Annotated in this window: 18 protein-coding genes; 5 read left to right on the top strand and 13 right to left on the bottom strand. The window is 59.0% G+C overall.

Features of this window, described 5'->3' with window-relative positions; genetic code table 11:
• Entirely contained in the window at window positions 1-309 is a 309-nt protein-coding gene (locus tag GGE33_RS19595; protein WP_148147986.1) for a DUF3572 domain-containing protein, read from the bottom strand.
• A 131-nt stretch (window positions 310-440) separates the two neighbouring features.
• On the opposite strand from GGE33_RS19595, the gene GGE33_RS19590 reads away from it, so the two are divergent.
• Window positions 441-812 (top strand): response regulator, encoded by a 372-nt coding sequence (locus tag GGE33_RS19590; protein ID WP_093003064.1) that lies wholly within the window; start codon window positions 441-443, stop codon window positions 810-812.
• A gap of 16 nt (window positions 813-828) precedes the next feature.
• Window positions 829-2199 carry a PleD family two-component system response regulator gene (locus tag GGE33_RS19585; RefSeq protein WP_183826901.1) on the top strand — a complete coding sequence of 457 codons (1371 nt, stop codon included), beginning with the start codon at window positions 829-831 and terminating at the stop codon, window positions 2197-2199.
• Between the two features lie 744 nt (window positions 2200-2943).
• Here the strand turns inward: GGE33_RS19585 and rpmG are convergent.
• From rpmG to GGE33_RS19545, 8 genes are all read right to left on the bottom strand, one after another.
• The gene (rpmG, locus tag GGE33_RS19580) at window positions 2944-3111 is read right to left on the bottom strand and encodes a 50S ribosomal protein L33 (protein WP_112457312.1); all 168 of its coding nucleotides are present in this window, start codon (window positions 3109-3111) and stop codon (window positions 2944-2946) included.
• Between the two features lie 90 nt (window positions 3112-3201).
• Complete coding sequence (locus GGE33_RS19575) at window positions 3202-4386, bottom strand: MFS transporter (protein ID WP_148147988.1); 1185 nt, start codon at window positions 4384-4386, stop codon at window positions 3202-3204.
• Between the two features lie 10 nt (window positions 4387-4396).
• Window positions 4397-5080 (bottom strand): NUDIX hydrolase, encoded by a 684-nt coding sequence (locus tag GGE33_RS19570; RefSeq protein WP_148147989.1) that lies wholly within the window; start codon window positions 5078-5080, stop codon window positions 4397-4399.
• On the bottom strand, window positions 5077-5511 hold the full coding sequence (locus tag GGE33_RS19565) for a DUF983 domain-containing protein (RefSeq protein ID WP_183826898.1): 435 nt from the start codon (window positions 5509-5511) through the stop codon (window positions 5077-5079). The genes GGE33_RS19570 and GGE33_RS19565 overlap by 4 nt, the downstream gene beginning before the upstream one ends.
• A gap of 2 nt (window positions 5512-5513) precedes the next feature.
• Complete coding sequence (gene rnr, locus GGE33_RS19560; RefSeq protein ID WP_183827481.1) at window positions 5514-7832, bottom strand: ribonuclease R; 2319 nt, start codon at window positions 7830-7832, stop codon at window positions 5514-5516.
• A gap of 68 nt (window positions 7833-7900) precedes the next feature.
• Window positions 7901-10567 (bottom strand): type I DNA topoisomerase, encoded by a 2667-nt coding sequence (gene topA / locus GGE33_RS19555; protein WP_183826895.1) that lies wholly within the window; start codon window positions 10565-10567, stop codon window positions 7901-7903.
• A gap of 417 nt (window positions 10568-10984) precedes the next feature.
• Window positions 10985-12130 (bottom strand): DNA-processing protein DprA, encoded by a 1146-nt coding sequence (dprA, locus tag GGE33_RS19550; RefSeq protein WP_183826892.1) that lies wholly within the window; start codon window positions 12128-12130, stop codon window positions 10985-10987.
• Between the two features lie 578 nt (window positions 12131-12708).
• Window positions 12709-12894: a hypothetical protein gene (locus GGE33_RS19545; protein WP_183826889.1), complete on the bottom strand. Its 186-nt coding sequence runs from the start codon at window positions 12892-12894 to the stop codon at window positions 12709-12711.
• Window positions 12895-12943: 49 nt separating this feature from the next.
• On the opposite strand from GGE33_RS19545, the gene GGE33_RS19540 reads away from it, so the two are divergent.
• Together GGE33_RS19540 and GGE33_RS19535 are read left to right on the top strand one after the other, a co-directional pair.
• Window positions 12944-14458 (top strand): MFS transporter, encoded by a 1515-nt coding sequence (locus GGE33_RS19540; RefSeq protein WP_148147994.1) that lies wholly within the window; start codon window positions 12944-12946, stop codon window positions 14456-14458.
• A 25-nt stretch (window positions 14459-14483) separates the two neighbouring features.
• Window positions 14484-15782: an oligogalacturonate lyase family protein gene (locus tag GGE33_RS19535; RefSeq protein ID WP_183685043.1), complete on the top strand. Its 1299-nt coding sequence runs from the start codon at window positions 14484-14486 to the stop codon at window positions 15780-15782.
• A gap of 99 nt (window positions 15783-15881) precedes the next feature.
• Here the strand turns inward: GGE33_RS19535 and plsY are convergent, their stop codons facing one another.
• From plsY to GGE33_RS19520, 3 genes are read right to left on the bottom strand one after another with little or no spacing between them, the layout of a single operon-like run.
• Window positions 15882-16529, bottom strand: coding sequence for a glycerol-3-phosphate 1-O-acyltransferase PlsY (gene plsY, locus GGE33_RS19530; RefSeq protein ID WP_148147996.1), 648 nt, complete (start codon window positions 16527-16529; stop codon window positions 15882-15884).
• Window positions 16496-17797 (bottom strand): dihydroorotase, encoded by a 1302-nt coding sequence (locus GGE33_RS19525; protein WP_183826886.1) that lies wholly within the window; start codon window positions 17795-17797, stop codon window positions 16496-16498. The genes plsY and GGE33_RS19525 overlap by 34 nt, the downstream gene beginning before the upstream one ends.
• Window positions 17794-18732: an aspartate carbamoyltransferase catalytic subunit gene (locus tag GGE33_RS19520; protein WP_183826883.1), complete on the bottom strand. Its 939-nt coding sequence runs from the start codon at window positions 18730-18732 to the stop codon at window positions 17794-17796. The genes GGE33_RS19525 and GGE33_RS19520 overlap by 4 nt, the downstream gene beginning before the upstream one ends.
• A 195-nt stretch (window positions 18733-18927) precedes the next feature.
• Here GGE33_RS19520 and GGE33_RS19515 point away from each other — a divergent pair, with 195 nt between their 5' ends.
• A complete protein-coding gene (locus GGE33_RS19515) occupies window positions 18928-20580 on the top strand; it encodes an acyl-CoA dehydrogenase family protein (RefSeq protein ID WP_183826879.1) in 1653 nt (550 codons plus the stop codon).
• On the opposite strand, the gene GGE33_RS19510 is transcribed toward GGE33_RS19515, so the two are convergent.
• Window positions 20562-21497 (bottom strand): AEC family transporter, encoded by a 936-nt coding sequence (locus tag GGE33_RS19510; RefSeq protein ID WP_148148000.1) that lies wholly within the window; start codon window positions 21495-21497, stop codon window positions 20562-20564. The two genes, GGE33_RS19515 and GGE33_RS19510, sit on opposite strands and share 19 nt — an antisense overlap.
• Window positions 21498-21634: the final 137 nt, after the last annotated feature.

Here is a 21634-nt window from a genome sequence, read left to right as displayed (position 1 = left end):
TCAGAAGTCTCCGGGACCAATATAGGGACCGGAATAATGATGATGCGCGGCAATGACAGTCTCTGGCTTGGTCCCTGTGGCTTCGCAGAATGCCAACAATGTCGGTTCATGGCCCATCACGAAGTCGATCATGCCGGCTAGGAAGCCGGGATCTGATATGGCTGACCGTATCTGATCAGGTGACACGCCGGACAGCGCAAGAAAACGCTGCATCATGTCCGGTTCGCCGGCCATCCAGCCAAGCACCGCGGCAGCCGTCTCTTCAGCGTTGACGCGTCTGGCGTCCTGTTCGGTCGTTTTCGGCGGCATTGTTCGGGAGTTACCTCTTCTCAACCAAATGGCCCTAGTCTTGGCGAAACTGAGCTCAGTGGAATCAACCATTTTGGAGCTTATATACCGAACATACGCTTTTGAAGGCGCGATTTGAGGAATGGATCGCAATGCCCAAACGGGTCATGATTGTTGAAGACAACGAGCTGAACATGAAGCTCTTCCGCGATCTGATTGAGGCGTCGGGCTATGAAACAATCCAGACCCGAAACGGCATGGAAGCGCTCGATCTCGCCCGCAAGCATCGTCCCGATCTTATCCTGATGGATATCCAGCTCCCCGAAGTTTCCGGTCTGGAAGTCACTAAGTGGCTAAAGGAAGACGACGAACTTCATGTCATCCCGGTCATCGCCGTAACTGCCTTCGCCATGAAGGGGGACGAGGAACGCATTCGCCAGGGTGGATGCGAAGCCTATGTTTCCAAGCCGATCTCGGTGCCGAAATTCATAGAAACAATCAAGACTTACCTCGGCGACGCATGATGCGGGGAGCACGGGCATGACAGCGCGGATACTGGTGGTCGATGACATTTCGGCCAATGTGAAGCTTCTCGAAGCGCGTCTGCTGGCTGAATATTTCGACGTGCTGACGGCCGATGACGGCTACAAGGCACTGGCGATCTGCGAAAGCACCCCACTGGATTTGATACTGCTCGACATCATGATGCCCGGCATCGATGGTTTCGAAGTATGCGAGCGTCTGAAGGCCAATCCCAAGACGGCTCATATTCCCGTCGTCATGGTGACTGCCCTCGACCAGCCCTCCGACCGTGTACGCGGGCTGAAAGCCGGTGCCGACGATTTCCTCACCAAGCCCGTCAATGACGTCCAGCTGATCTCCCGCGTTCGCAGCCTCGTGCGCCTGAAGGCTCTGAGCGACGAGTTACGAATTCGGGCCGACACGGCCCATAGCCTCGTTATCGAGGATATACTCAGGGGCGCAGACGGCCGCGACGATATCGGCCAGATTTTGCTTGTCGACGGTCGCGCAAGCTCGCAGGAGCGCATTACCAAGGCGCTGAAGCCGGTTTGCAACGTCGTCGCGATGTCTGATCCACAGGCCGCTATCTTCGAAGCCGCGGAAAACAGTTTCGATCTTGTCATCGTCAATGCCAATTTCGACGACTACGATCCCCTGCGCCTATGCTCTCAGCTACGTTCACTGGAACGGACGCGCTTCCTGCCGATTCTGCTGGCGGCCGAAGCCGGTGCCGAGGACATGATCGTTCGCGCGCTCGATCTCGGCGTCAACGACTACATCGTTCGTCCGATCGACCCGAATGAATTGCTGGCGCGTACGCTCACCCAAATCAAGCGGAAGCGTTACAACGATCGCCTGCGGATGAGCGTGAAGCACACGATCGAGCTCGCCGTCACGGATGCCCTGACGGGTTTGAATAATCGTCGATATCTCGACAATCATCTGAAGATACTCTTCAACCGAGCCGCGGCTCGTTCGCGCCCTCTGTCGATCTGCCTCATGGATATCGATCGGTTCAAATCAGTGAACGATACATACGGCCACGACGCTGGCGACGACGTGCTGCACGAGTTCGCCTCCCGGATTCGCTCGACAGTTCGAGGAGCAGATCTTGCCTGCCGGTACGGGGGTGAAGAATTTGTTGTTGTCATGCCGGACACGGATGCAACAGCATCGGCTGCTGTCGCAGAGCGTCTGCGCGCCATCATCGAGAAGACGCCGTTCGTACTCAAAAATGCCGGAACCGCAATCGAGCTGACGGCATCTTTCGGCCTCTCCTGCAGCACCGGAGATGCCGACACGCCGGAGCAATTGCTGAAGCAGGCCGATCAGGCGCTTTATAAGGCCAAAGCTGACGGACGAAACCGCGTCGTTGCAAATGCAGCTTGATCACGAATCGGCGACAGAAATGACAGTCGTTTCGTAAGCGGTTGATCTCGTTCAATGGTTCCGTGCCGTGGTGGCGATTTACAGACGGAATAAATCACAGTTTTGTGGCGATCTGGAAATTCTTGAGCCTAGTGAGCCGGTGCAAAATGCCGCACGCAGTTTCACTGTTTCCAATGGGTTGAAATCCCCGGATGAAATTTGGTGAAAAGCATATCCGAGTTTAGTTGTTTGTAATTCGGTAGGCGGTTGGGCCAGAATGTCATTTTCCTTCGGAATTAATTCCGTGGCGGTTGTAGCCTCCAAGAAAACAACCCGCCTTCAGGTTGGTTTTACTTCACTGCTATTGACGAGCGTTAAGTGGTTGGACGCCGTGAGGCGCAAATTTTAACCAACAGCGAATCCATTTTTTCCTCCCAGTTAAGAATCTATTGATTTTCTTTTTCCTTTGCGCAATTTTGAACCTAACGACAAATATGTGCCATATGCGGCACTGCCATACCCCATGATGCTCAGGTCCGCCGCATCTCCTGGGTCGTGGGGTCGGTCGACCGGCAGGCATGCCAATGCGGTTCCTCGTGCCGTTATTGCAGGCTGGTCGACCCCCAAATTCAAAACGCCGCTTCCTGATGGGATGCGGCGTTTTTTCGTTTCGGCTTAAGTCGCGCTATTCGGCAGATCAGCAGGTAAAAGAAAAGGCGCCTGACCTTGCGGTCGGCGCCTTGTTCAAACCCTAAAGATCAAGTCTTACTTGATCTTGGTTTCCTTGAATTCAACGTGCTTCTTGGCAACCGGGTCGTACTTGGTCTTGGTCATCTTGTCCGTGAACGTACGGCTGTTCTTCGTCGTGACGTAGAAGAAACCGGTGTCAGCCGTCGACAGCAGCTTGATCTTGATGGTCGTAGCTTTCGCCATGGTTGTTCTGCCTCTAGAAAATAGGAAGTCGCGAGCGCAGCGTGCGCCCCGGCTAAATCTGGCGCGAAATTACAAATCGCGCGCCAAAAGTCAACTCTGTTTTGAATGGAAAAGCGTACGACACAGGGCAATCAGCACGTAAAAGCCGAAGAATGCGGCCAGTGCCCAGGCATAACCGTCGTTTCCGACGACATCCATGGCGGCCCCGATGCCCTGCGGACCGACCACGGTGCCGACCGCATAACAGAAAATGAAGGCTGCATTGGCCGCTGCAAGATCCGCTCCGCTGAGTCGCGCACCCAGATGCGCTAAGCCCACCGTATAGAGACCGGAGACGCAACCGCCCCAGAAAAACAGCACGACAGCCATGAGTAGCCAGTTGTGGATGAGCATGGGCAGGGCGAGCGAGCCCAATACACCGAGGACAGCCATTGCGGCGAGCAGCGGGCGGCGGTCTTTCAGTTTGTCGGAATAGAGACCGAGCGGGATCTGGAATGCCATGTTTCCGATGCCCATCACGGTCAGAAGCACGGCTGCCTGAGATTCCTGCAATTGTTCGCGTAGTGCATAGATAGGGAACAGCGAAAGCCCGCCGGCCGAAACCGCGCCGAAGGCGAACACGGCGGCGGTCGCCGTCGGCACGAGGAAGATGTAGTGGAAGAAATGGCGATCCGGCTTGGTGTCGAGGACCGGGCTCTCGTGCCGTGCAATAAAGATCGGGATCAGCGCCAGTAGGATGATGATGGCGCCCACCAGGAAGGGAAGGATGCCGTCGCTACCAAGCGCGGAGAAGAGCAGGGGGCCGACTGCAAAGCCGACGGCGAGCACGGTGGCATAGATGCCGAGCACAAGACCGCGGCGACGCGGCGGGGCCGCCTCGTTGATCCAGAATTCCGACAGGATGAATAGCGTGGTCGTCGCGCCGTGGAAGGCGAAACGCAGCGGGAACCACATCCAGAAGGATTGTGCGTAATAGAAGCCGAGCCCGCTTATCGAAGCGACGACAACGGCAAACATCATCGTACGCGCCACACCATAGTCATGCGCTAGCTTTGTCGTGACTGGAGCCGCAAGCATCGAGGCGACGCCGGCCATGGCCGCGTTGAGGCCGATCAGCGTCGAGGGGATGCCGCGTTTTTCAAGAATTATCGAAAGAAGTGGGAGTCCGAGCCCGATCGCAATGCCGACCGCGCTGATGGCCGCAATGGCGGCAACGAGGGACGGCCAGTGGATTTTCTCGACATGCCCGTTTTCGTCGGTCGCAGGCTGCGGCATTCATTCTTCCTTACAGTCGTGTCTGGACGAAGCGCCCGCGACGCATCGAATAGAAGGGGACGGGATTTCCAAAAGGGACGGAAGGATCGAGTTTCAACAGGTCCTTGACGTCCTCCAGTACCGTCTGAGTGATCCGCGCGAGTTTCAGACTGGAAACCGCTGCAATGTCAAGCCATTGCAAGTCTTCAAGTTCGTCCGTATCGCCGAAATGCGACATGTCGAAGACAGTCTCTTCGCAAAACCCAAGAAAGAAGCGGGTGTCATAGCGGCGAACAGCTCCCGGCGGGGTTATCGCCCGCGCGACATAACGTAACATGTCGAGATCGGGGCCATCGGCATTGACCGGCCGTATGCCGGTTTCCTCCTGCAACTCGCGAAGCGCTGCAAGCGCGAGCGCCCTGGCGCGTGCCGGTCCCATGCGGCTGGATGTGTGGGCCAGCAGCCTCTCCATCACCAGCGGGTGGAGATCATTGTTGAAGGGCAGCGCATGGTCGCCGCGGTCGCGCCGCCCGCCGGGAAACACATAGACGTCCGGCATGAACACGTGCTTGGACGCCCGACGGCCCATCAGGATCTTTGGTTGAGCGCCGGAGCGATCAACAAGGATCAGGCACGCCGCATCCTGCGTGCGGACGCGATTAGGTCCCTCGAAACGATCATCCGGCTCCGCGACATCTGCGCCTGTCGGCTTCATGCGGAAGGATCGCCGTGCTCCGGCTCCTTGCTGAACCCATGCATCCGGTAGGCCCATTGCAGGCCAATGACCCCGCCCTTGATAGGCTGAACCGTCGCGATTGCGGTCAGCACGGCAAGCGGTATCCAGATCGCCATGTGAACGAAGGGGGAGACGCGCCAGATCATGTCGGTCAGCAGGTAGCCCGTCATTAGCACATGGCCGACAACGACGATGACGAGATAGGCCGGCAAGTCGTCGGCGCGTTGAGGCGTATAATCCTCACCGCAGACGGCGCAGTGATCGACCGGCTTGAGGAAGGCGCGGAACAGTCGGCCGTCGCCGCAATTCGGGCAGCGGCAGAGAAGGCCGCGTTTGATCGAGCGGCCTAGCGGACGTTCGGGCGCGCCTTTGCCGCCATATTGGATGGTCGATCCGGCGCGCTCGTCCATTGTTATCTCCTGCGTCCGCGGGGAGGGCGTGTGCCCGGTTTTTTGGGTCCGCCGCCCGGCCTGTTGCGTCGACCCGCCTTGTGGAAGGATCTCATTGCCGTCGGAAGCTTCTTGCCTTCGCTCAGCATCTCGAACTGCAGCGCGCCGGCAAGCGGAATGGCATCCTTCAGACGCACGTCCACCGTATCGCCCAGCTGGTAGCCGAGCCCCGAGCGCTCGCCCGTTAGCGCCTGATGCGCCTCGTCATAGATGTAATAGTCGTTGCCGATTGTCGAGACAGGCACGAAACCGTCTGCGCCATAGGTGGGCAGCGAGACGAACAGGCCCGCCTTGGTGACGCCGGAAATGCGGCCTTCGAATTCCTCGCCTATACGGGTGGCAAGGTGATGTGCGATCAACCGGTTGATCGTGTCGCGCTCGGCGGCCATCGCCCGGCGCTCGAATGTCGAGATTTCGGCGGCGATATCGTCGAGCTGCGCTTCTTCCGCTGGCGTAATCCCGCCTTCGCCAAGCCCCAGCGAACCGACAAGTGCGCGGTGCACGATAAGGTCCGCGTAACGGCGGATCGGTGAAGTGAAATGCGCGTATTTCATCAGGTTGAGGCCGAAATGCCCGATATTGTCCGGGCTGTAGACGGCTTGGCTCTGGGAGCGCAGCACCATCTCGTTGACCATGACCTGATGCGGCGTGCCTTGCGCTTGCGAAAGGATGCCATTGAACGAGTTGGAGCGCATGTTGCCGCCCTTGGCCATGGAGATGCCAAGCGTATTCAGAAACTCGCGCAGCGTCTCCTGCTTGGCGAGCGACGGGCCGTCATGGGCGCGGTAGATCAGCGCCTGGCGCTTCTTTTCCAGCGTTTCGGCGGCACAGACATTCGCCTGGATCATCATCTCTTCGATGAGCTTGTGCGCATCCAGGCGATCAGGCACGAAAACCCGGTCGACTGTACCGTCGGACTTCAGCAGGATCTTACGCTCCGGCATGTCGAGTTCGAGCGGCTGGCGGCGGTCGCGACCGATCTTCATGATCTTGTAGGCGGCCCAGAGCGGCTTCAGGATTGGCTCGAGCAGCGGCCCGGTCTTGTCGTCCGGCTTGCCGTCGATGGCCGCCTGTGCCTGCTGGTAGGAGAGTTTTGCAGCACTCTTCATCATTATGCGGTGGAAGGTGTGACCCGCCTTGCGGCCTTCTTTGGAGAACACCATGCGAACGGCCATGGCTGGCCGGTCCTCGCCCTCACGCAGCGAGCAGAGATCGTTGGAAATCCGCTCCGGTAGCATCGGCACGACGCGATCGGGGAAGTAGACTGAGTTGCCGCGCTTCAGTGCTTCGCGGTCGAGCGGCGAGCCAGTGCGCACATACCAGGAGACATCGGCGATCGCGACGGTGACGATCACGCCACCCGGATTGTCGTCAGATGTGTCCGGCTCGGCATAGACGGCGTCGTCATGGTCCTTGGCATCGGCCGGATCGATCGTGACGAGCGGCACATCGCGCCAGTCTTCACGCTTCGACATCGAGGCCGGTTTGGCCTCTTCCGCCTCATCCATGACCTGCTTCGGGAATATGTGGGGGATACCATGCGAATAGATGGCGATCATCGAGATCGCCTTTTCCGACGCGACGGATCCGACGACCGAGAGCACACGGGCGCGCGGCAGGCCGAAACGACCGGAACGTACGGTTTCGCTCTCGACCAGATCGCCATGCTTGGCATCGCCCAGACCATCGGGCTCGATCACCATTTCCTCGCCGCGCCGGTCTGTCGGCAGGAGGCGGATCTCGCCATCGGCAAGTTTGTGCACGACGCCGAGGGTGGCGCCGCGACGTTTGTCGATCACCTTGATGACGCGTGCCGTATAGGCGGGACCGGTGCGATCCTTGTTCGGGAAGATCTTTGCGAGAATTCGGTCGTTGAGGCCGGCGGCAGGGGCCTTACCCTTGCCGCGTTGTTCCGACGACTGACGGATCAGCACGGCCGGTGCCGCACCCTGGTCTTCCGGCCATTCCGCCGGACGGCCGATCAATTCTCCATCCTTGTCGCGGGTGGTGATGTCGAGAACCGTGACCGGGGGCAGGGCGCCGGGACGCGACAGGGATTTGCGGCTCTTGTTGACCAGACCCTCGTCTTCCAGCTGGCGAAGCAGGTCCTTCAACTCGACGCGCGTTTCTCCCTTCAGCCCGAAAGCCTTGGCAATCTCGCGCTTGGAGGCCTTGTCCGGATTGTCGGAGATGAATTCGAGCAGGACTTCGCGCGGCGGGATGGCGCCCTGAATGATCGCAGGTTTTCCCTTGGAACCGGTCGCCCCCGAACCAGAGGTCATGCCGCGTTCGGCTCTCTCCGCCCGCTTCCGCTGCCGGTGCGATCTGATGTCGTCGTCCTGCTCTTCGCTCACGTATCCGTCTTCTTTGTTTTCGCAGCAGTCTTCTTCGCCGGCGCCTTCTTGGCCGCCGCCTTCTTCGGTGCCGCCTTCTTGGTCTCGCCGTCAGCCTTGGCAGCAGCCTTCTTCGGCTTTGCCTTGGCCTTTCCGGAAGAGGCCTTGCCACCCTTTTCGATGATCAGCGCCATGGCCTGTTCCATCGTCACCGACTGCGGGTCCATGCCCTTGGGCAGTGTCGCGTTGACCTTGCCCCAGTTGACGTAAGGGCCGTATTTCCCGTCACGAACAGTGACTGCGCCGCCATCCGGATGGTCTCCGAGTTCCTTGAGCGCTGCCGGCGTGCCGCGGCCGCGCCCGCCCGGACCCTTGGCTGCCTTTTCGGCCAGCACGGTGACAGCGCGGTTCAGGCCGATCGAAAATACGTCCTCGATGCTTTCCAGGTTGGCATAGGTGCCATCATGCAGCAGGAACGGCCCGTAGCGGCCGAGGCCCGCCGAGATCATCTTTCCGGTTTCCGGGTTCTGACCCACGTCGCGCGGCAGGTTGATCAGCGCCAGCGCCTTTTCATGGTCGATGTCTTCCGGCCTCCAGCCCTTCGGCAGCGAGGAGCGCTTGGCTTCTTTGCCTTCGCCGCGCTGGATGTAAGGCCCGAAACGGCCCGAGCGCAGTGTCAGTTCTTCGCCGGTATGCGGATCTGCCCCGAGCGCCTTGGGTTCGTTGAGGCCGGATGCTTCAGCTTCATTGCCGTCAGACGAAAGCTGACGAGTGAAATTGCATTCGGGATAGTTTGAGCAGCCGACGAAAGCGCCGTATTTTCCGAGCTTGAGCGACAGGTTGCCGGTGCCGCAGACTTGGCAGATACGCGGGTCGGAGCCGTCCTCGCGCTTCGGGAAGACCAGCGGCGCAAGTGCTTCGTTCAGCGCGTCGAGCACGTTGGTGACGCGCAGCTCCTTGGTGTCTTCGATCTGGGCGAAGAAATCCTGCCAGAAATCGCGCAGGACCTGTTTCCAGTCGAGCTCGCCGGCGGAGATCCTGTCGAGCTTCTCTTCCAGATCGGCAGTGAAATCGTATTCCACATACTTGGTGAAGAAGTTCTCGAGGAAGGCTGTGACGAGACGACCCTTGGAATGCGGGATCAGCTTGCGCTTTTCGGTCACCACATATTCGCGGTCGGACAGCGTCTTAAGCGTCGCGGCATAGGTGGACGGGCGGCCGATGCCGAGCTCTTCCATCTTCTTGATCAGCGAAGCTTCCGAATAACGCGGCGGCGGCTCGGTGAAGTGCTGGCTGGAATTGATCTTCTGCTTGGCGAGATTTTCGCGTGCATTGATCTCCGGCAGGCGACCATCCTCGTCGTCATCCTCCGACTTTTCGTCTTCGTCGCGACGATCCATGTAGGCGCTCAAGAAACCATCGAAGCGAACGACGGTGCCGACAGCACGAAGGCCTGCCTTGTCCGCGCCATTCGAGGCAATGATTTCGACAGTCGTGCGTTCCATTTCAGCGGAGGCCATCTGGCTGGCGATACCGCGCTTCCAGATCAGTTCGTAAAGGCGTGCCTGATCGGCATCGAGGAATTTCCTCACCTGATCCGGCGTGCGATTGAAATCGGTCGGACGGATGGCTTCGTGCGCTTCCTGGGCGTTCTTTGCCTTGGTGGAGTAGAAACGCGGCTTTTCCGGCAGGTAGCGGTTGCCGAACTGATCGACGATGGCCGCGCGGGCTGCATCGATCGCTTCGGGCGCCATCTGCACGCCGTCGGTACGCATATAGGTAATGAGACCGACCGTCTCGCCGCCGATATCGATGCCTTCATAAAGCTTCTGCGCCACCTGCATGGTACGCGATGCGTTGAAGCCGATATTCGACGAAGCTGCCTGCTGCAGGCTCGAAGTGGTGAAAGGCGGGCCGGGATTGCGCTTTACGGGCTTCGCCTCGACACTGTCGACCACAAAGCTTGCGCCTTCGAGCAGGGTCTTCAGCCGGTTGGCATCATCGCCCGTCTTGACTGCGCGTGGTGCCAGGCGCTTGCCATCGGCAGACACAAGCTTGGCCTCGAACTCATCGCCGCGCGGTGTCTTCAGGAGAGCCGAGAGGTTCCAGTATTCTTCCGAAACGAAACGCTCGATCTCGTTTTCGCGATCGCAGACAAGGCGCAGCGCCACGGATTGCACACGGCCGGCGGACCGTGCGCCCGGCAGCTTGCGCCACAGGACCGGCGACAGGTTGAAGCCGACGAGATAGTCGAGTGCACGGCGGGCCAGATAGGCGTCGACCAGCGGCACGTCGATATCGCGCGGAGCGGCCATCGCGTCGAGCACGGCCTTTTTGGTGATGGCGTTGAAGACGACACGCTTTACCGGCTTGTCGCCGAGCACCTTCTTCTTCTTCAGGAGATCGAGAACGTGCCAGGAAATGGCTTCACCTTCGCGATCCGGGTCGGTCGCAAGAAACAGGCCGTCGGAGCCTTTTACGGCATCGGCGATGTCCTTCATGCGTTTCTGCGACGCGCTGTCGACCTCCCAGGACATTTCGAAATCCTGATCGGGAAGCACGGAGCCGTCTTTCGCGGGAAGATCGCGGACGTGGCCAAAGGATGCGAGAACCTTATAACCCGAGCCCAGATACTTATTGATCGTCTTGGCTTTGGCGGGAGATTCTACAACGACAACATTCATTTTCGGTTCTCTGTAATAGAGCAGGGCCCGGCACCGCATTCGGTCCAGGCGGAGATTTGCTTCCCGACATGGAGGGCGTTTGTCCCGCGGTCAAGGGCTTAAGTGAAATTAGCACATTTCGAAGGATGCAATCGGTGGATGCTTTAATCGGACTTGCAATCATGAATATTTCAAATAAAGTCCATAAAGTTTCTTATAGTGAATAAAAATTCACTGAAACTTCTGGTGGGGTGGGGCATGTCGATTCACATGGGTGGGCTCCGCGAGGGGCATTCTGTCGATAACGTTGCATATATATGCCAGATGCTTGGCGAGCTGCGGCAGGTCGCTTTCTCCGAAGGGGCAGACATGCTCTGCTATCTCATCGAGATGGCCTATGTCGAAGCCGGTGATATCAAGTCCGGCCGCCGGCCGCGCTCAGCCGGGAAGCGCGATGGAAACGGATCCTCCGGGATGGCGGTATAGACGTCCGGCCAGATCGAGTTCTAGCAGTACGAGATAGACGGACGACGCGGGAAGACCCGTGTGGCGGATGATGTCATCTATTTCAGCAGGTGTGGGGCCGAGAGCTGAGATGATCGCATACCGGTCATCGTCATCCGGCGGCACGATGGCGCCTGTCTGCGCATCCGGCTCCTCGATCATAGGCGGCTCGAAAAGATCGAGTTGCGATAACGGGGCGAGAGCTTCCAGCACATCTTCCGGTCCGGTGGTCACAACCGCACCCTGCTTCAGCAGGGCGTTGGTTCCGTGGCAGCGCGGATCGAGCGGGGAGCCTGGCACGGCAAATACGATCCGGCCGAAATCACCGGCCATCCGGGCGGTAATCAGCGAGCCGGATTTTTCCGCCGCCTCGACCACGACGACGCCAAGCGAAATGCCGGCGATCAGCCGGTTACGGCGAGGAAAATCCCGTGCTCTCGGCTCCCAGCCGAACGGCATTTCGCTGATCGCGAGACCTCCACCTTTGGTGATCTCATCGAGAAGCCCGAGATTTTCGGGCGGATAGGGGCGGTCAAGCCCGCCCGCAAGCACTGCGATCGTGCCGGTCTCGACGCTGGCCCGGTGTGCGGCGGTATCGATCCCGCGCGCCAGCCCCGAAGTGATAACATAACCGTTCTGGCCGCAGCGCCTGGCGATCATCGCCGCAAACTTGGCGCCGACGACCGAAGCGTTGCGCGAGCCGACGATGCCGACAGACGGACGTGTGGCGCTTGTCAGGTCGCCCTTGATGGCGACGAGCGGTGGAGCGCCATCTATATGCCTGAGCGCGGGCGGATAATCCGGCTCTCCGATGCCGACAAAGCAAGCCCCATGTCTGCTGGCGACTTCAAGCTCCCGCTCGGCATCCTCGATGCTGGAAATACGTAACGAGCGCGTGGCGCCGCCTCGCCGAGAAAGTTCCGGCAGCATGGCGAGTGCATTTTCTGCAGAGCCGCAATGGTTGATCAATTGCCGGAAAGTGGCCGGGCCGACATTGTCTGAGCGGATCAGCCTCAGCCAGGCGATCCTCTGCTTCTCGGTCAGCGCAATTCCCGATCTCCGTGCGCTGCCATCAGGCATGAATCGCCTCTTCGGGCAGATTGCCCGTTTGAGCCGATCTTGCTTTCGGTGCCGGCGATCAACCGCTCGATATTGGTGTTGTGCTTCACCCAGAAAATTACGGTCATGATTGTCGAATGGCTGCAATCTTGACGACACGTATGAACCACGACGCAACCGGAAAGGCAAGGGCGGAAAACGGTACCATGCGCTGTGAGCACGTGCCGGGCCCGGTGGCGGCGAGTGACGCAGTAGCGGCGAGCGCCGCCTGAAGTGACGCGGGCTTTTCCGCAGGCGCAATCGGCTTTCATGTCGTCGGACGGTCGGCTTTGATCCGCTTTTGTCGTTTTCTTTACAGGAAAGCCAAGCAGCCAGATTTGATGGCGGAAAATTTAAGGTACTGGCCGGGTCCAAAAATTAAAACAGAACGACAGGGAGCGGAAACTATCAGGAGGATAGGGAGGACAGTCTTTACATCACAGTTACGGCAGGCCGCGAAAGGCGTTTGAGACGCGCCGTATTTCGTGCCGCTGTCGCAAGCGATTTCGCGCAAGACTACGCGCGGCAATTCGGACGATGAAAGCGCTATCGGCTGCCCGTCATTTTTGACGGTAGCGCGCCATTCCGTCTTCACGCCCGGACAAAACCGGCTGCTCGCGCATACGGTTTGTTCTGATCCAGACGACCAGCTTTCGCTCTCCGCTGCCGAATGGCGGCGGCGTGATCTGCTGCGCCATTGCCTTCATCGAATAACGAATTCCCGACCGTATTGTGGTGAGAGACACAATGCGATGGGCTTCCTTTTTTCTCTGAAAACAGAAAAGACCCACGAAAATGAATGCAGCAAGGAAAATAACCTGGAAGAATTACTTTGGTGTGTCTTCCGTTAATATTTTTATTGCCACCACGCAGAATGTTTTATCTGCGTGGTTGATGTATTACTATACAACATATGCCGGCTTGTCGATAATGGCGGTGGGGACCCTGTTTGCGATCAGCAAACTGGCCGGGGCCTTTTTCTCTCTGTTTTTCGGTGAACTGTCGGACAAATTCGGCCAGACCCGCCTTGGCAAGAAATTCGGTCGTCGCCGCTTCTGGCTTCTCGCCATCATTCCGGTCCACACCATCCTCTTTCCGTTGGTGTGGCTCCCCGGCATGGGGGTGGCTTACTACTATTTCATCTACATTCTCTATAATTGCGTGCTGCGTGTTCCGCAGATCATCATCCCCACTTTGACAACCGAGATGACCACGGATTCGACCGTGCGCGCCAAGATCGAGGGTATGAAGCAGGCCGTTGGTGCGATCGCCACCACGGCGCTTTCGGCGCTGCCCGGCATCATGTTCCTCTATTTCGGCAAGGATCTGGCTGCCTTTACCTGGACCATGATTATTTGTGACGTTCTGGCCTGCGTGGCATTGTTCCTGCAATACAAGTGGAGCTTCGAACGGCCGGCGGAGGAACTGCATTTCACCCCGGGCCGAAGCGCCTGGCAGGACATGAAGTTGATGTTCCGCGATCTGGGTTCCACGCTACGGGTCCGTGCATTTCGTCAGTTGCTGGCCATGTTCGTTGCGCAGATCTCGGAGCGTACCATCTCCGGATACGTCAACACCTATTTCATCATTTTCGTCATGTTGATGAGCCCGACCGTCGTTGCCGGTGCCAACAGCGTCGCTTACCTTTTAGGCCTGCTGTTTCTGTCCTTTTTCCTCTGGTACACGATCAAGACTGACGGTGCGACCTCGTTCCGCCTCGGCGCATGGGTAACGCTGCTTGTCTTTGCCGCTTTCGCCTGGCTGGCACTGGTACGCCCACCCCACGCGGAGATCTGGCTGATCGGTCTGACGATCGTCCTGAATTTCGGCAAGACCGGCATTGCCAACGCGTCTTTCTACCTGATGTCATTCATTCCCGATGTCGACGAAATGGTCACCCGCGAACGGCGTGAAGCTCTGTTCTCCGGCGTGTTCAACTTTGTCGATACTGTCATTCAGGCATCGATCATGTTCACCCTCGGTCTGGTTTTGTCGGCCACCGGCTTTCAGCAGGGCGTGGACGTCCAGCCGGAATCCACCGTTACCAGCATCATTGCCATCTATACCTGCGTGCCATTCTGCTTCGGGCTATGGGGTATCATCGTTTCCAAGCGCTTCAAGCTCAACCGCGAGAACCACCTGATCGTGTTGCAGGAAATCGCACGCCTCAAAAATGGAGGTGACCGCAGTGCGGTTGATCCGCAGACCCGCGCGACCGTCGAATTGCTGACTGGTCTTCCCTATGAGCAATGCTGGCAGGAACCGGCTGCGGCGACGGAACACCATGTGGCGGCTGCCGCAGCACGCTGATCCCCGCACTGAAAGGAATGGACAAATGATGATGGTTGAACCAGACGACTTTCCGACAGCGAAGGACGGCATTCCTGTCGCATGGCGTGACGAGGTGACGGGAAAGAAGATTATCCGGCTGTCTGCGCAAGCGGGCACGTCCTCCCTCTATTTCCATCAGCATGCCTATAGCCATGATGGGCAACGCATGGTCGTCAGCCGACCTGACGGAATTGGCGTGATCGAACTGGGTAGTCGGCGCAACAGCCTCATCCTGGCCGACCCAGGCGCCGAAGTTCTGATGGTCGGCAGGCGAACTTCGCGGCTTTGGTACATTGATGGCAGTGGTCCTGACCGTGAAGTGCGCACTGTCGATCTTGAGGGCCAACAACGGCAAGGCCACTATCGGCTGTCGCCATCCGAGGCGATCTTCGCGGTCAATGCCGATGAAACCCTGCTGCTTGGAAGCGAGACCCATGAGGGCAAGGCGTTCAACGACGAGTTTACCTCCGGTTCGTCTGATGCGGCCGGAGGCAACGCCAATCCGCAAGGAGAGTGGATGGTCGATAGCGACATGTACCACCCCGTCACGGGCCGGCGGCTGACATTCGCGGAACAGAAGGAGGTGCATATCAATAGGAGACTGGAGAGACGTCTTCCGATGACCATCTTCGTCGTCGATCTAAAGACCGGTCTGCGTCGCGATGTCTATCATGCCACCGACTGGTTGAACCACCTGCAGTTTTCCCCCACCGACCCGCAGCAGATCATGTTCTGCCACGAGGGACCATGGCACAAGGTGGACCGCATCTGGACAATGCGCCTGGGCAATGATCCCTGCGCTCCGCTTCGTGTGCATACACGTAGCATGAACATGGAGATCGCCGGGCACGAATTCTTTGGCCATGACGGTCAAACCATCTGGTACGATCTCCAGACGCCGCGCGGCGAAGTCTTTTGGCTGGCGGGCTACGAGCTTGAGAGCGGAAGGCTGCGTTGGTACACCCTGGAGCGGGACTTCTGGTCGGTTCATTTCAACGTGTCACCCGATGGCACTTGTTTCGCCGGCGACGGGGGGGATGAAGAAATGGTCGCTCACGCCAAAGACGGCAAATGGATTTCGCTGTTCGTCCCTGAGTCGGTTCCGGACGTGGCGGGTATATCCGCGGCCAATGCCGGAGAACTCATCGATCCCGGAGTGCTGCGTGCGGTGCGTCTCGTCGATATGCAAAACCATAACTACCGGCTGGAGCCAAATCTCTCCTTCACGCCCGACGGGAAACAGTTGGTATTTCGCTCCAACATGCATGGCGATGTGCACACCTATGCCGTGGATATCGGCTAGTACATTGAGCCGAAAAAAAACGGGGCTGAACAATGTTGCTCAGTCCCGTTTGTCATAATCTCTATTGTCCGCGGATGAACGGAGGTCAGGTTGAAAGGGCTATCCCTTCGAGCCGATCTTGCTTTCGGTGCCGGCGATCAGTCGCTCGATATTGGTCTTGTGCTTGACCCACGAGATTACTGTCATGACCGCCATCACGGCTGCAATCTTGGGCTCCTGTATGAACCACAGCACAACAGGAACAATAAGCGTCGCGACCAGAGCGGAAAGCGACGAATATTTGCTGAGCTTGGCGATCGTCAGCCACACGGCGGCAAAGACGAGCACCATCCATGGTGCGACGCCGAGCAGGGTGCCGATATAGGTCGCTACACCCTTGCCGCCCTTGAAACCGAGCCAAACCGGGTAAAGGTGTCCGATGAAGGCAGCGAAGCCTGCAAGCAGCCCGGCTTCGGAGCCGAAGAAATGCCAGCCGATGATGGCTGCGACAGTCGCTTTCAGCGCATCGAGCAGGAGCGTCGCTGCGGCGAGTTTTTTGTTGCCGGTTCGGAGCACATTGGTCGCGCCGATGTTCCCCGACCCAATCGAGCGGATGTCGCCGAGCCCTGCAGCACGGGTGAGCAGAAGGCCGAACGGGATCGAGCCGAGCAGATAGCCCAGGATCAGGGCGCCGGCTGCGATCGGCAGTGTGATCTGCCAGTTGAAGAGTTCGCTCACGCTCGGCCCCCATCGATTGCATGGACGCATTTGCCGGCCACATAGGTGGCGACCGCGCGGCCGGAGAAGCGCGCTTCGTCGAACGGAGTGTTCTTCGAGCGCGAGAGGATTGCATCCTTGGAGACGATCCAGGGATCATCGAGATCGATCAGCGTGATGTCGGCCTTGGCGCCCACTTTCAGCGTGCCGGCGTCGAGGCCGAAGATCTGTGCAGGGCGGGTCGACATGGCGTCGATCAGCCTCATCAGTGGCACCCGCCCATCATGATGCAGGCGGAGCGCTGCGGACAGCATCGTCTCAAGCCCGATCGCGCCATCGGCGGCGTCGGCAAACGGCAAGCGCTTGGTATCGACGTCCTGCGGATCGTGCGACGAGACGATGATGTCGATATCGCCTGCAGCCAGGGCATCGGCCATGGAAACGCGATCGTCCTCGGTTCTGAGGGGCGGCGACAGCTTGAAGAATGTGCGGTATTCGCCGATGTCATTTTCGTTGAGTGACAGATGGTTGATCGAGATACCGCATGTCACGTTTGCACCGCGGCCGCGAGCAACCTTCATCGCCTCTACCGATTCAGGCACCGAAATCTTGGCTGCGTGGTATTTGGCTTTGGTGAGAGACGCAATCCTCAGATCACGTTCCAACGGAATGATTTCCGCTTCTTTGGGAACACCGGACAGGCCGAGCCAGCTGGCGAACAGTCCTTCGTTCATCACCCCGTTGCCGAGATATTTGTCGCGCAGTTCAAGCGAGATGACCGCATCGAACTCCCGTGCGTAGGTCATTGCGCGGCGAAGCAGCAGCGAGTCGGAAAGCGCATGCCGGCCATTGGTGAAGGCGATGGCGCCGGCTTCCTGCAGCAGACCGAATTCCGTCATTTCCTTGCCTTCGAGGCCACGGGTCAGGGCGGCTGCGGCATGAACGTTGACGAGCGCCTTGTCGCGGGCCGTCTTGTGGACGAATTCGACGAGCGCGATGTCGTCGATCACCGGATCGGTCTCGGGCATCATGATGAAGGAGGTGACGCCACCGGCCGCTGCCGCGCGACTGGCCGATTCGATCGTTTCAGTATGCTCTGCACCGGGTTCGCCTACATAGACGCGGGCGTCGACAAGGCCGGGAGTGGCAACGAGACCCTGGCATTCACGGACGCTGGAACCGTGCGGTACACCCTGGTTCAGGGCGTCTTTGCCGCAAGCAAGGATATGTCCGTCTTCGCCGATGATGATCGTGCCGGTTTCGTCAAGATTGCGCGACGGATCGAGGATGCGGACATTTTTGAGAACGGTTGATTTCATGCGCGTTCTCCCTGGTTGGAGGTGAGGAGCGTTTCCATCACGGCCATGCGCACGGCGACCCCCATTTCAACCTGCTGCTCGATCACGCTCTGCGGGCCGTCCGCCACTTCCGAGGCGATTTCAACGCCGCGGTTCATCGGGCCGGGATGCATGACGAGCGCGTCTTCCTTGGCCGCCTTCAGTTTTTCCGCATCAAGCCCGTAGAAATGGAAATATTCGCGAACCGACGGCACGAAGGAACCAGCCATGCGCTCGCGCTGCAGGCGCAGCATCATCACCACATCGGCGTTCTTCAGGCCTTCTGCCATGGAGTGGAAGACTTCCACGCTCATGTCACGAATGCCCGAAGGAAGAAGCGTGGAAGGAGCAACGACACGGACGCGGGCACCCATGGCGTTGAGAAGGATGATGTTCGAGCGGGCGACCCGCGAGTGCAGGACGTCGCCGCAGATCGCCACCGTGATACCGGTCAGCGTACCCTTGGCGCGGCGGATCGTCAGTGCGTCGAGCAGCGCCTGTGTCGGATGTTCATGCTGGCCATCGCCGGCATTGACCACCGAGCAGGCGACCTTCTGGGCAAGAAGCGCTGCCGCACCGGCGGAAGAATGGCGAAGCACCAGCACGTCGGGGCGCATGGCGTTCAGCGTCATCGCCGTATCAATCAGCGTTTCGCCCTTTTTGACCGACGAGTTGCCGACCGACATGTTCATCACGTCGGCGCCAAGCCGTTTTCCGGCAAGTTCGAAGGACGACTGCGTGCGCGTCGAGGCTTCGAAGAAAAGGTTGATCTGGGTAAGGCCGCGTAAGGTGGACGTCTTTTTCTCCCGCTGCCGGGAAATCTTCACGGCCTCGTCGGCCTTGTCGAGAAGATAGGTGATGTCCTGTTCTTTGAGACCCTTGATGCCGAGGAGGTGGCGATGAGGGAAGAAGACCATTGGGCGTGTCTCCGCTTGCGTTCGGCGGTCTATAAGGTTTGGGGGGGCAAGCTGCAAGCGGCATGGTGCAATATACCATCCCACTTTCTTCATTCTGCTTGTGTTTTGGCAGGCGGAAACGGCCATTTGTTGAGAAGCCCAATTTAGGGTCGTGCGCCCGTTCCCACTCCCGTTAACTTCCGCTAGAAGCGGAGCATGAACGAGTTAACCCGCGCCGAAGAAAAATTCGCCGAATTGAACCAGCCTGCGCCCTGGTCCGGCATCAATGCCTATCGCTCCGATCCGCTTCTGGTCGATCTGACGGGTGGGCTCAATCGCGTCATCCGCGAGGAATACGATCAGCTTGGCCGCTACGTGACGTCGCCCGAAGCGCAGGAGCTGGCGCGTATGGCGAATGAAAATCCGCCGAAGCTGAAGACCCACGGTCCGCGCGGCGAGCGTCTCGATGTAACCGAATTCCATCCCGCATGGCATGCGCTGATGCGCCGTTCGATGCAGACTGGCCTTCATTCTTCCATATGGGAGAATATCCCGGAAGCGAAGGGCAGCGAGCACAAGGCGCGCGCCACGCGCTTCTATCTGACGGCGCAGCTTGAAAGCGGCCATCTCTGCCCGTTGACCATGACCAGCGCTTCCGTTGCAGCCCTGATGGCGTCGCCACGGGTGCAAAAGGAATGGGCTCCCAAAATCCTGTCGCGCAAGTATGATTCAACCAATCGTCCGGCCATGCAGAAAAGCGCGATCACGCTCGGCATGGGCATGACGGAAAAGCAGGGCGGCACCGACGTGCGCGCCAACCGCTCCACTGCCGAGCGGGTAGGTGAGGGCATCTATCGCCTGAATGGCCACAAATGGTTCATGTCGGCACCGATGAGTGACGGTTTCGTCATGCTGGCAAAAACCAAGGATGATGTCAGCTGCTTCCTCGTCCCGCGTCTTTTGGAAGACGGTTCGGCCAACGGTCTGCAGTTCCAGCGACTGAAGGACAAGATCGGTAATCGCTCCAACGCGTCGGCCGAAGTCGAGTTCTCCGATGCATTCGGTTATCTGCTCGGTGAACCGGGTGCGGGTATTCGCACCATCCTCGATATGGTCACGCTGACGCGGCTTGATTGCGCGGTCGCTTCTGCTGGCATCATGCGCGCATCACTCGCCGAGGCCGTTCATTTTACGCGCGGCCGTAATGTATTCGGCCGCAAGCTCGTCGATCAGCCTTTGATGACGCGCGTGCTTGCCGATATGGCGCTGGATGTGGCAGCCGCAACCGCGCTCGGTTTCCGCCTTGCCGAAGCCTTCGATCGCGCCGCCGGCAATCCGGCGGACGCGGCCTTTGCCCGCGTCATGACCCCGGTCGTCAAATATTTCAACTGCAAGATTGCCCCGTCGCTGATCTACGAGGCAATGGAATGCCTTGGTGGCAACGGTTACGTGGAGGAACGCCCGATCGCGCGTCACTACCGGGAAGCGCCGGTCAACGCGATCTGGGAAGGCTCCGGCAACGTCATGGCGCTTGATGTCCTGCGTGTCCTCTCACGTGGTCGCGACCTGTTCGAGCTGGTACTTTCCGGTTTCGAGCGGGATCTTGGCGCATCCGGCCGCAAGACGATCGAGGTTCTGCGTGCCGCCATGGCGCTTTGCGAACGGGATGAGGGCGCGGCGCGCCTGCTGGTCGAACAACTGGCCCTGGCCGCCGGTGCCGCCGAATTGGCGCGTCTCGGCGCCGGCAAGATTGCCGATGCTTATCTCGAAACCCGCTTGGCCGGTGGCTGGCGCTCGACCTACGGCATGCTCGATGCCCGTTTCGACGCAAGCTATATCGTCGACCTTCTTTATCCGCCGGCAGCGTAGTTCGCGACGAACATCGCGACCGGAATGGAAAAGAAGGCGAGCGCCGTCTGCACGGTTGCGGCTGCAGCGTAAAAATCTGCGTCGCCGCCCATCTGCTTGGCAAGCACATAGCCATTCATCGCGGTCGGGACTGCGGCGCTCAGCGCCAGCAGCGCCAGATTGGTGCCGGTAAGTCCGACGGCAAGGCCGACTGCAATGGCGAGAGCCGGAAATACGACCAGTTTCATGACCACGGCCGACAGCACGCCGATGCTCGGCTTCAGCGCATCCGCAACCTTGAGGCCTGCTCCAACCGTGATCAGGCCAAGGCTGAGCGAGGCCTGAGACAACATCTCGACCGTTGCCATCACCGGCCGATAGAGCGGCAAGCCGATCAGGTTGATGCCGATGCCGAGAATGGTGGCGATGATCATCGGGTTGCTGATGATTTTGATCGCGATGGCGCGATAGTCGCGTTTCTGCCCGGAGAATACGGCAAGTACGGCGATGCTTCCGGCGTTGACCGGTACGATCACCGCCGCCATCACCATGCCAACGACGACAAGCCCATGTGCATCATAGGTCTTGGCGGCGATTGCAAGCGCCATGAAGCCGTTCCAGCGCGTCGATGTTTGATAAAGCGAGGTGAAGGTGGATGGTGTCATCTGGCCGCGTTTGAGAACCGGCCATGAGGCGAGCACGACGATGGACATCGTCGTGAAGGCAAGGATAGCGATCAGGCTGACGTGGATGCTGCTTGCATCCGAGAAATCGGCCTTTGCCATGGTCTGAAAGAGAAGGGCGGGAAACAGCACATAATAGCTGCACTGCTCCATCCCCTCCCAGAAATTACCGTTGATGACGGTCGTCCGCTTGAGGCCGATGCCGAGAAGGACGAGCAGGAAGACGGGTAAAATGCTTTCGAATATGGTCAGCATGAGCCGCGGGCGCGCTTATCAGTTTATGTGTTATTCCTCCCGTGCGTCACTCTGCATGTAATCGGTGGCAAGGCAATGGCCGCAATTCTGTGCATCATGTCGCAACACGCTTGCTGCCCGGCGGCCGGGGGATTATC

This window comes from Aliirhizobium cellulosilyticum (assembly GCF_014198105.1).
Classification (GTDB): domain Bacteria; phylum Pseudomonadota; class Alphaproteobacteria; order Rhizobiales; family Rhizobiaceae; genus Neorhizobium; species Neorhizobium cellulosilyticum.
The sequence above is the reverse complement of the archived record's forward strand: the minus strand, read 5'-3'. Positions and strand labels throughout refer to the sequence as shown.

What these genes read in the sequence shown, in the direction of transcription:
- GGE33_RS19540 (WP_148147994.1), top strand. Translation starts at nt 12,944, where the DNA reads ATGAATGCAGCAAGGAAAATAACCTGGAAGAATTACTTTGGTGTGTCT.
- GGE33_RS19595 (WP_148147986.1), bottom strand. Translation starts at nt 309, where the DNA reads ATGCCGCCGAAAACGACCGAACAGGACGCCAGACGCGTCAACGCTGAA.
- GGE33_RS19585 (WP_183826901.1), top strand. Translation starts at nt 829, where the DNA reads ATGACAGCGCGGATACTGGTGGTCGATGACATTTCGGCCAATGTGAAG.
- GGE33_RS19590 (WP_093003064.1), top strand. Translation starts at nt 441, where the DNA reads ATGCCCAAACGGGTCATGATTGTTGAAGACAACGAGCTGAACATGAAG.
- GGE33_RS19535 (WP_183685043.1), top strand. Translation starts at nt 14,484, where the DNA reads ATGATGATGGTTGAACCAGACGACTTTCCGACAGCGAAGGACGGCATT.
- GGE33_RS19525 (WP_183826886.1), bottom strand. Translation starts at nt 17,797, where the DNA reads ATGAAATCAACCGTTCTCAAAAATGTCCGCATCCTCGATCCGTCGCGC.
- GGE33_RS19565 (WP_183826898.1), bottom strand. Translation starts at nt 5,511, where the DNA reads ATGGACGAGCGCGCCGGATCGACCATCCAATATGGCGGCAAAGGCGCG.
- rnr (WP_183827481.1), bottom strand. Translation starts at nt 7,832, where the DNA reads ATGACCTCTGGTTCGGGGGCGACCGGTTCCAAGGGAAAACCTGCGATC.
- GGE33_RS19510 (WP_148148000.1), bottom strand. Translation starts at nt 21,497, where the DNA reads ATGCTGACCATATTCGAAAGCATTTTACCCGTCTTCCTGCTCGTCCTT.
- dprA (WP_183826892.1), bottom strand. Translation starts at nt 12,130, where the DNA reads ATGCCTGATGGCAGCGCACGGAGATCGGGAATTGCGCTGACCGAGAAG.
- GGE33_RS19520 (WP_183826883.1), bottom strand. Translation starts at nt 18,732, where the DNA reads ATGGTCTTCTTCCCTCATCGCCACCTCCTCGGCATCAAGGGTCTCAAA.
- plsY (WP_148147996.1), bottom strand. Translation starts at nt 16,529, where the DNA reads ATGCGTCCATGCAATCGATGGGGGCCGAGCGTGAGCGAACTCTTCAAC.
- GGE33_RS19570 (WP_148147989.1), bottom strand. Translation starts at nt 5,080, where the DNA reads ATGAAGCCGACAGGCGCAGATGTCGCGGAGCCGGATGATCGTTTCGAG.
- GGE33_RS19575 (WP_148147988.1), bottom strand. Translation starts at nt 4,386, where the DNA reads ATGCCGCAGCCTGCGACCGACGAAAACGGGCATGTCGAGAAAATCCAC.
- rpmG (WP_112457312.1), bottom strand. Translation starts at nt 3,111, where the DNA reads ATGGCGAAAGCTACGACCATCAAGATCAAGCTGCTGTCGACGGCTGAC.
- GGE33_RS19515 (WP_183826879.1), top strand. Translation starts at nt 18,928, where the DNA reads ATGAACGAGTTAACCCGCGCCGAAGAAAAATTCGCCGAATTGAACCAG.
- topA (WP_183826895.1), bottom strand. Translation starts at nt 10,567, where the DNA reads ATGAATGTTGTCGTTGTAGAATCTCCCGCCAAAGCCAAGACGATCAAT.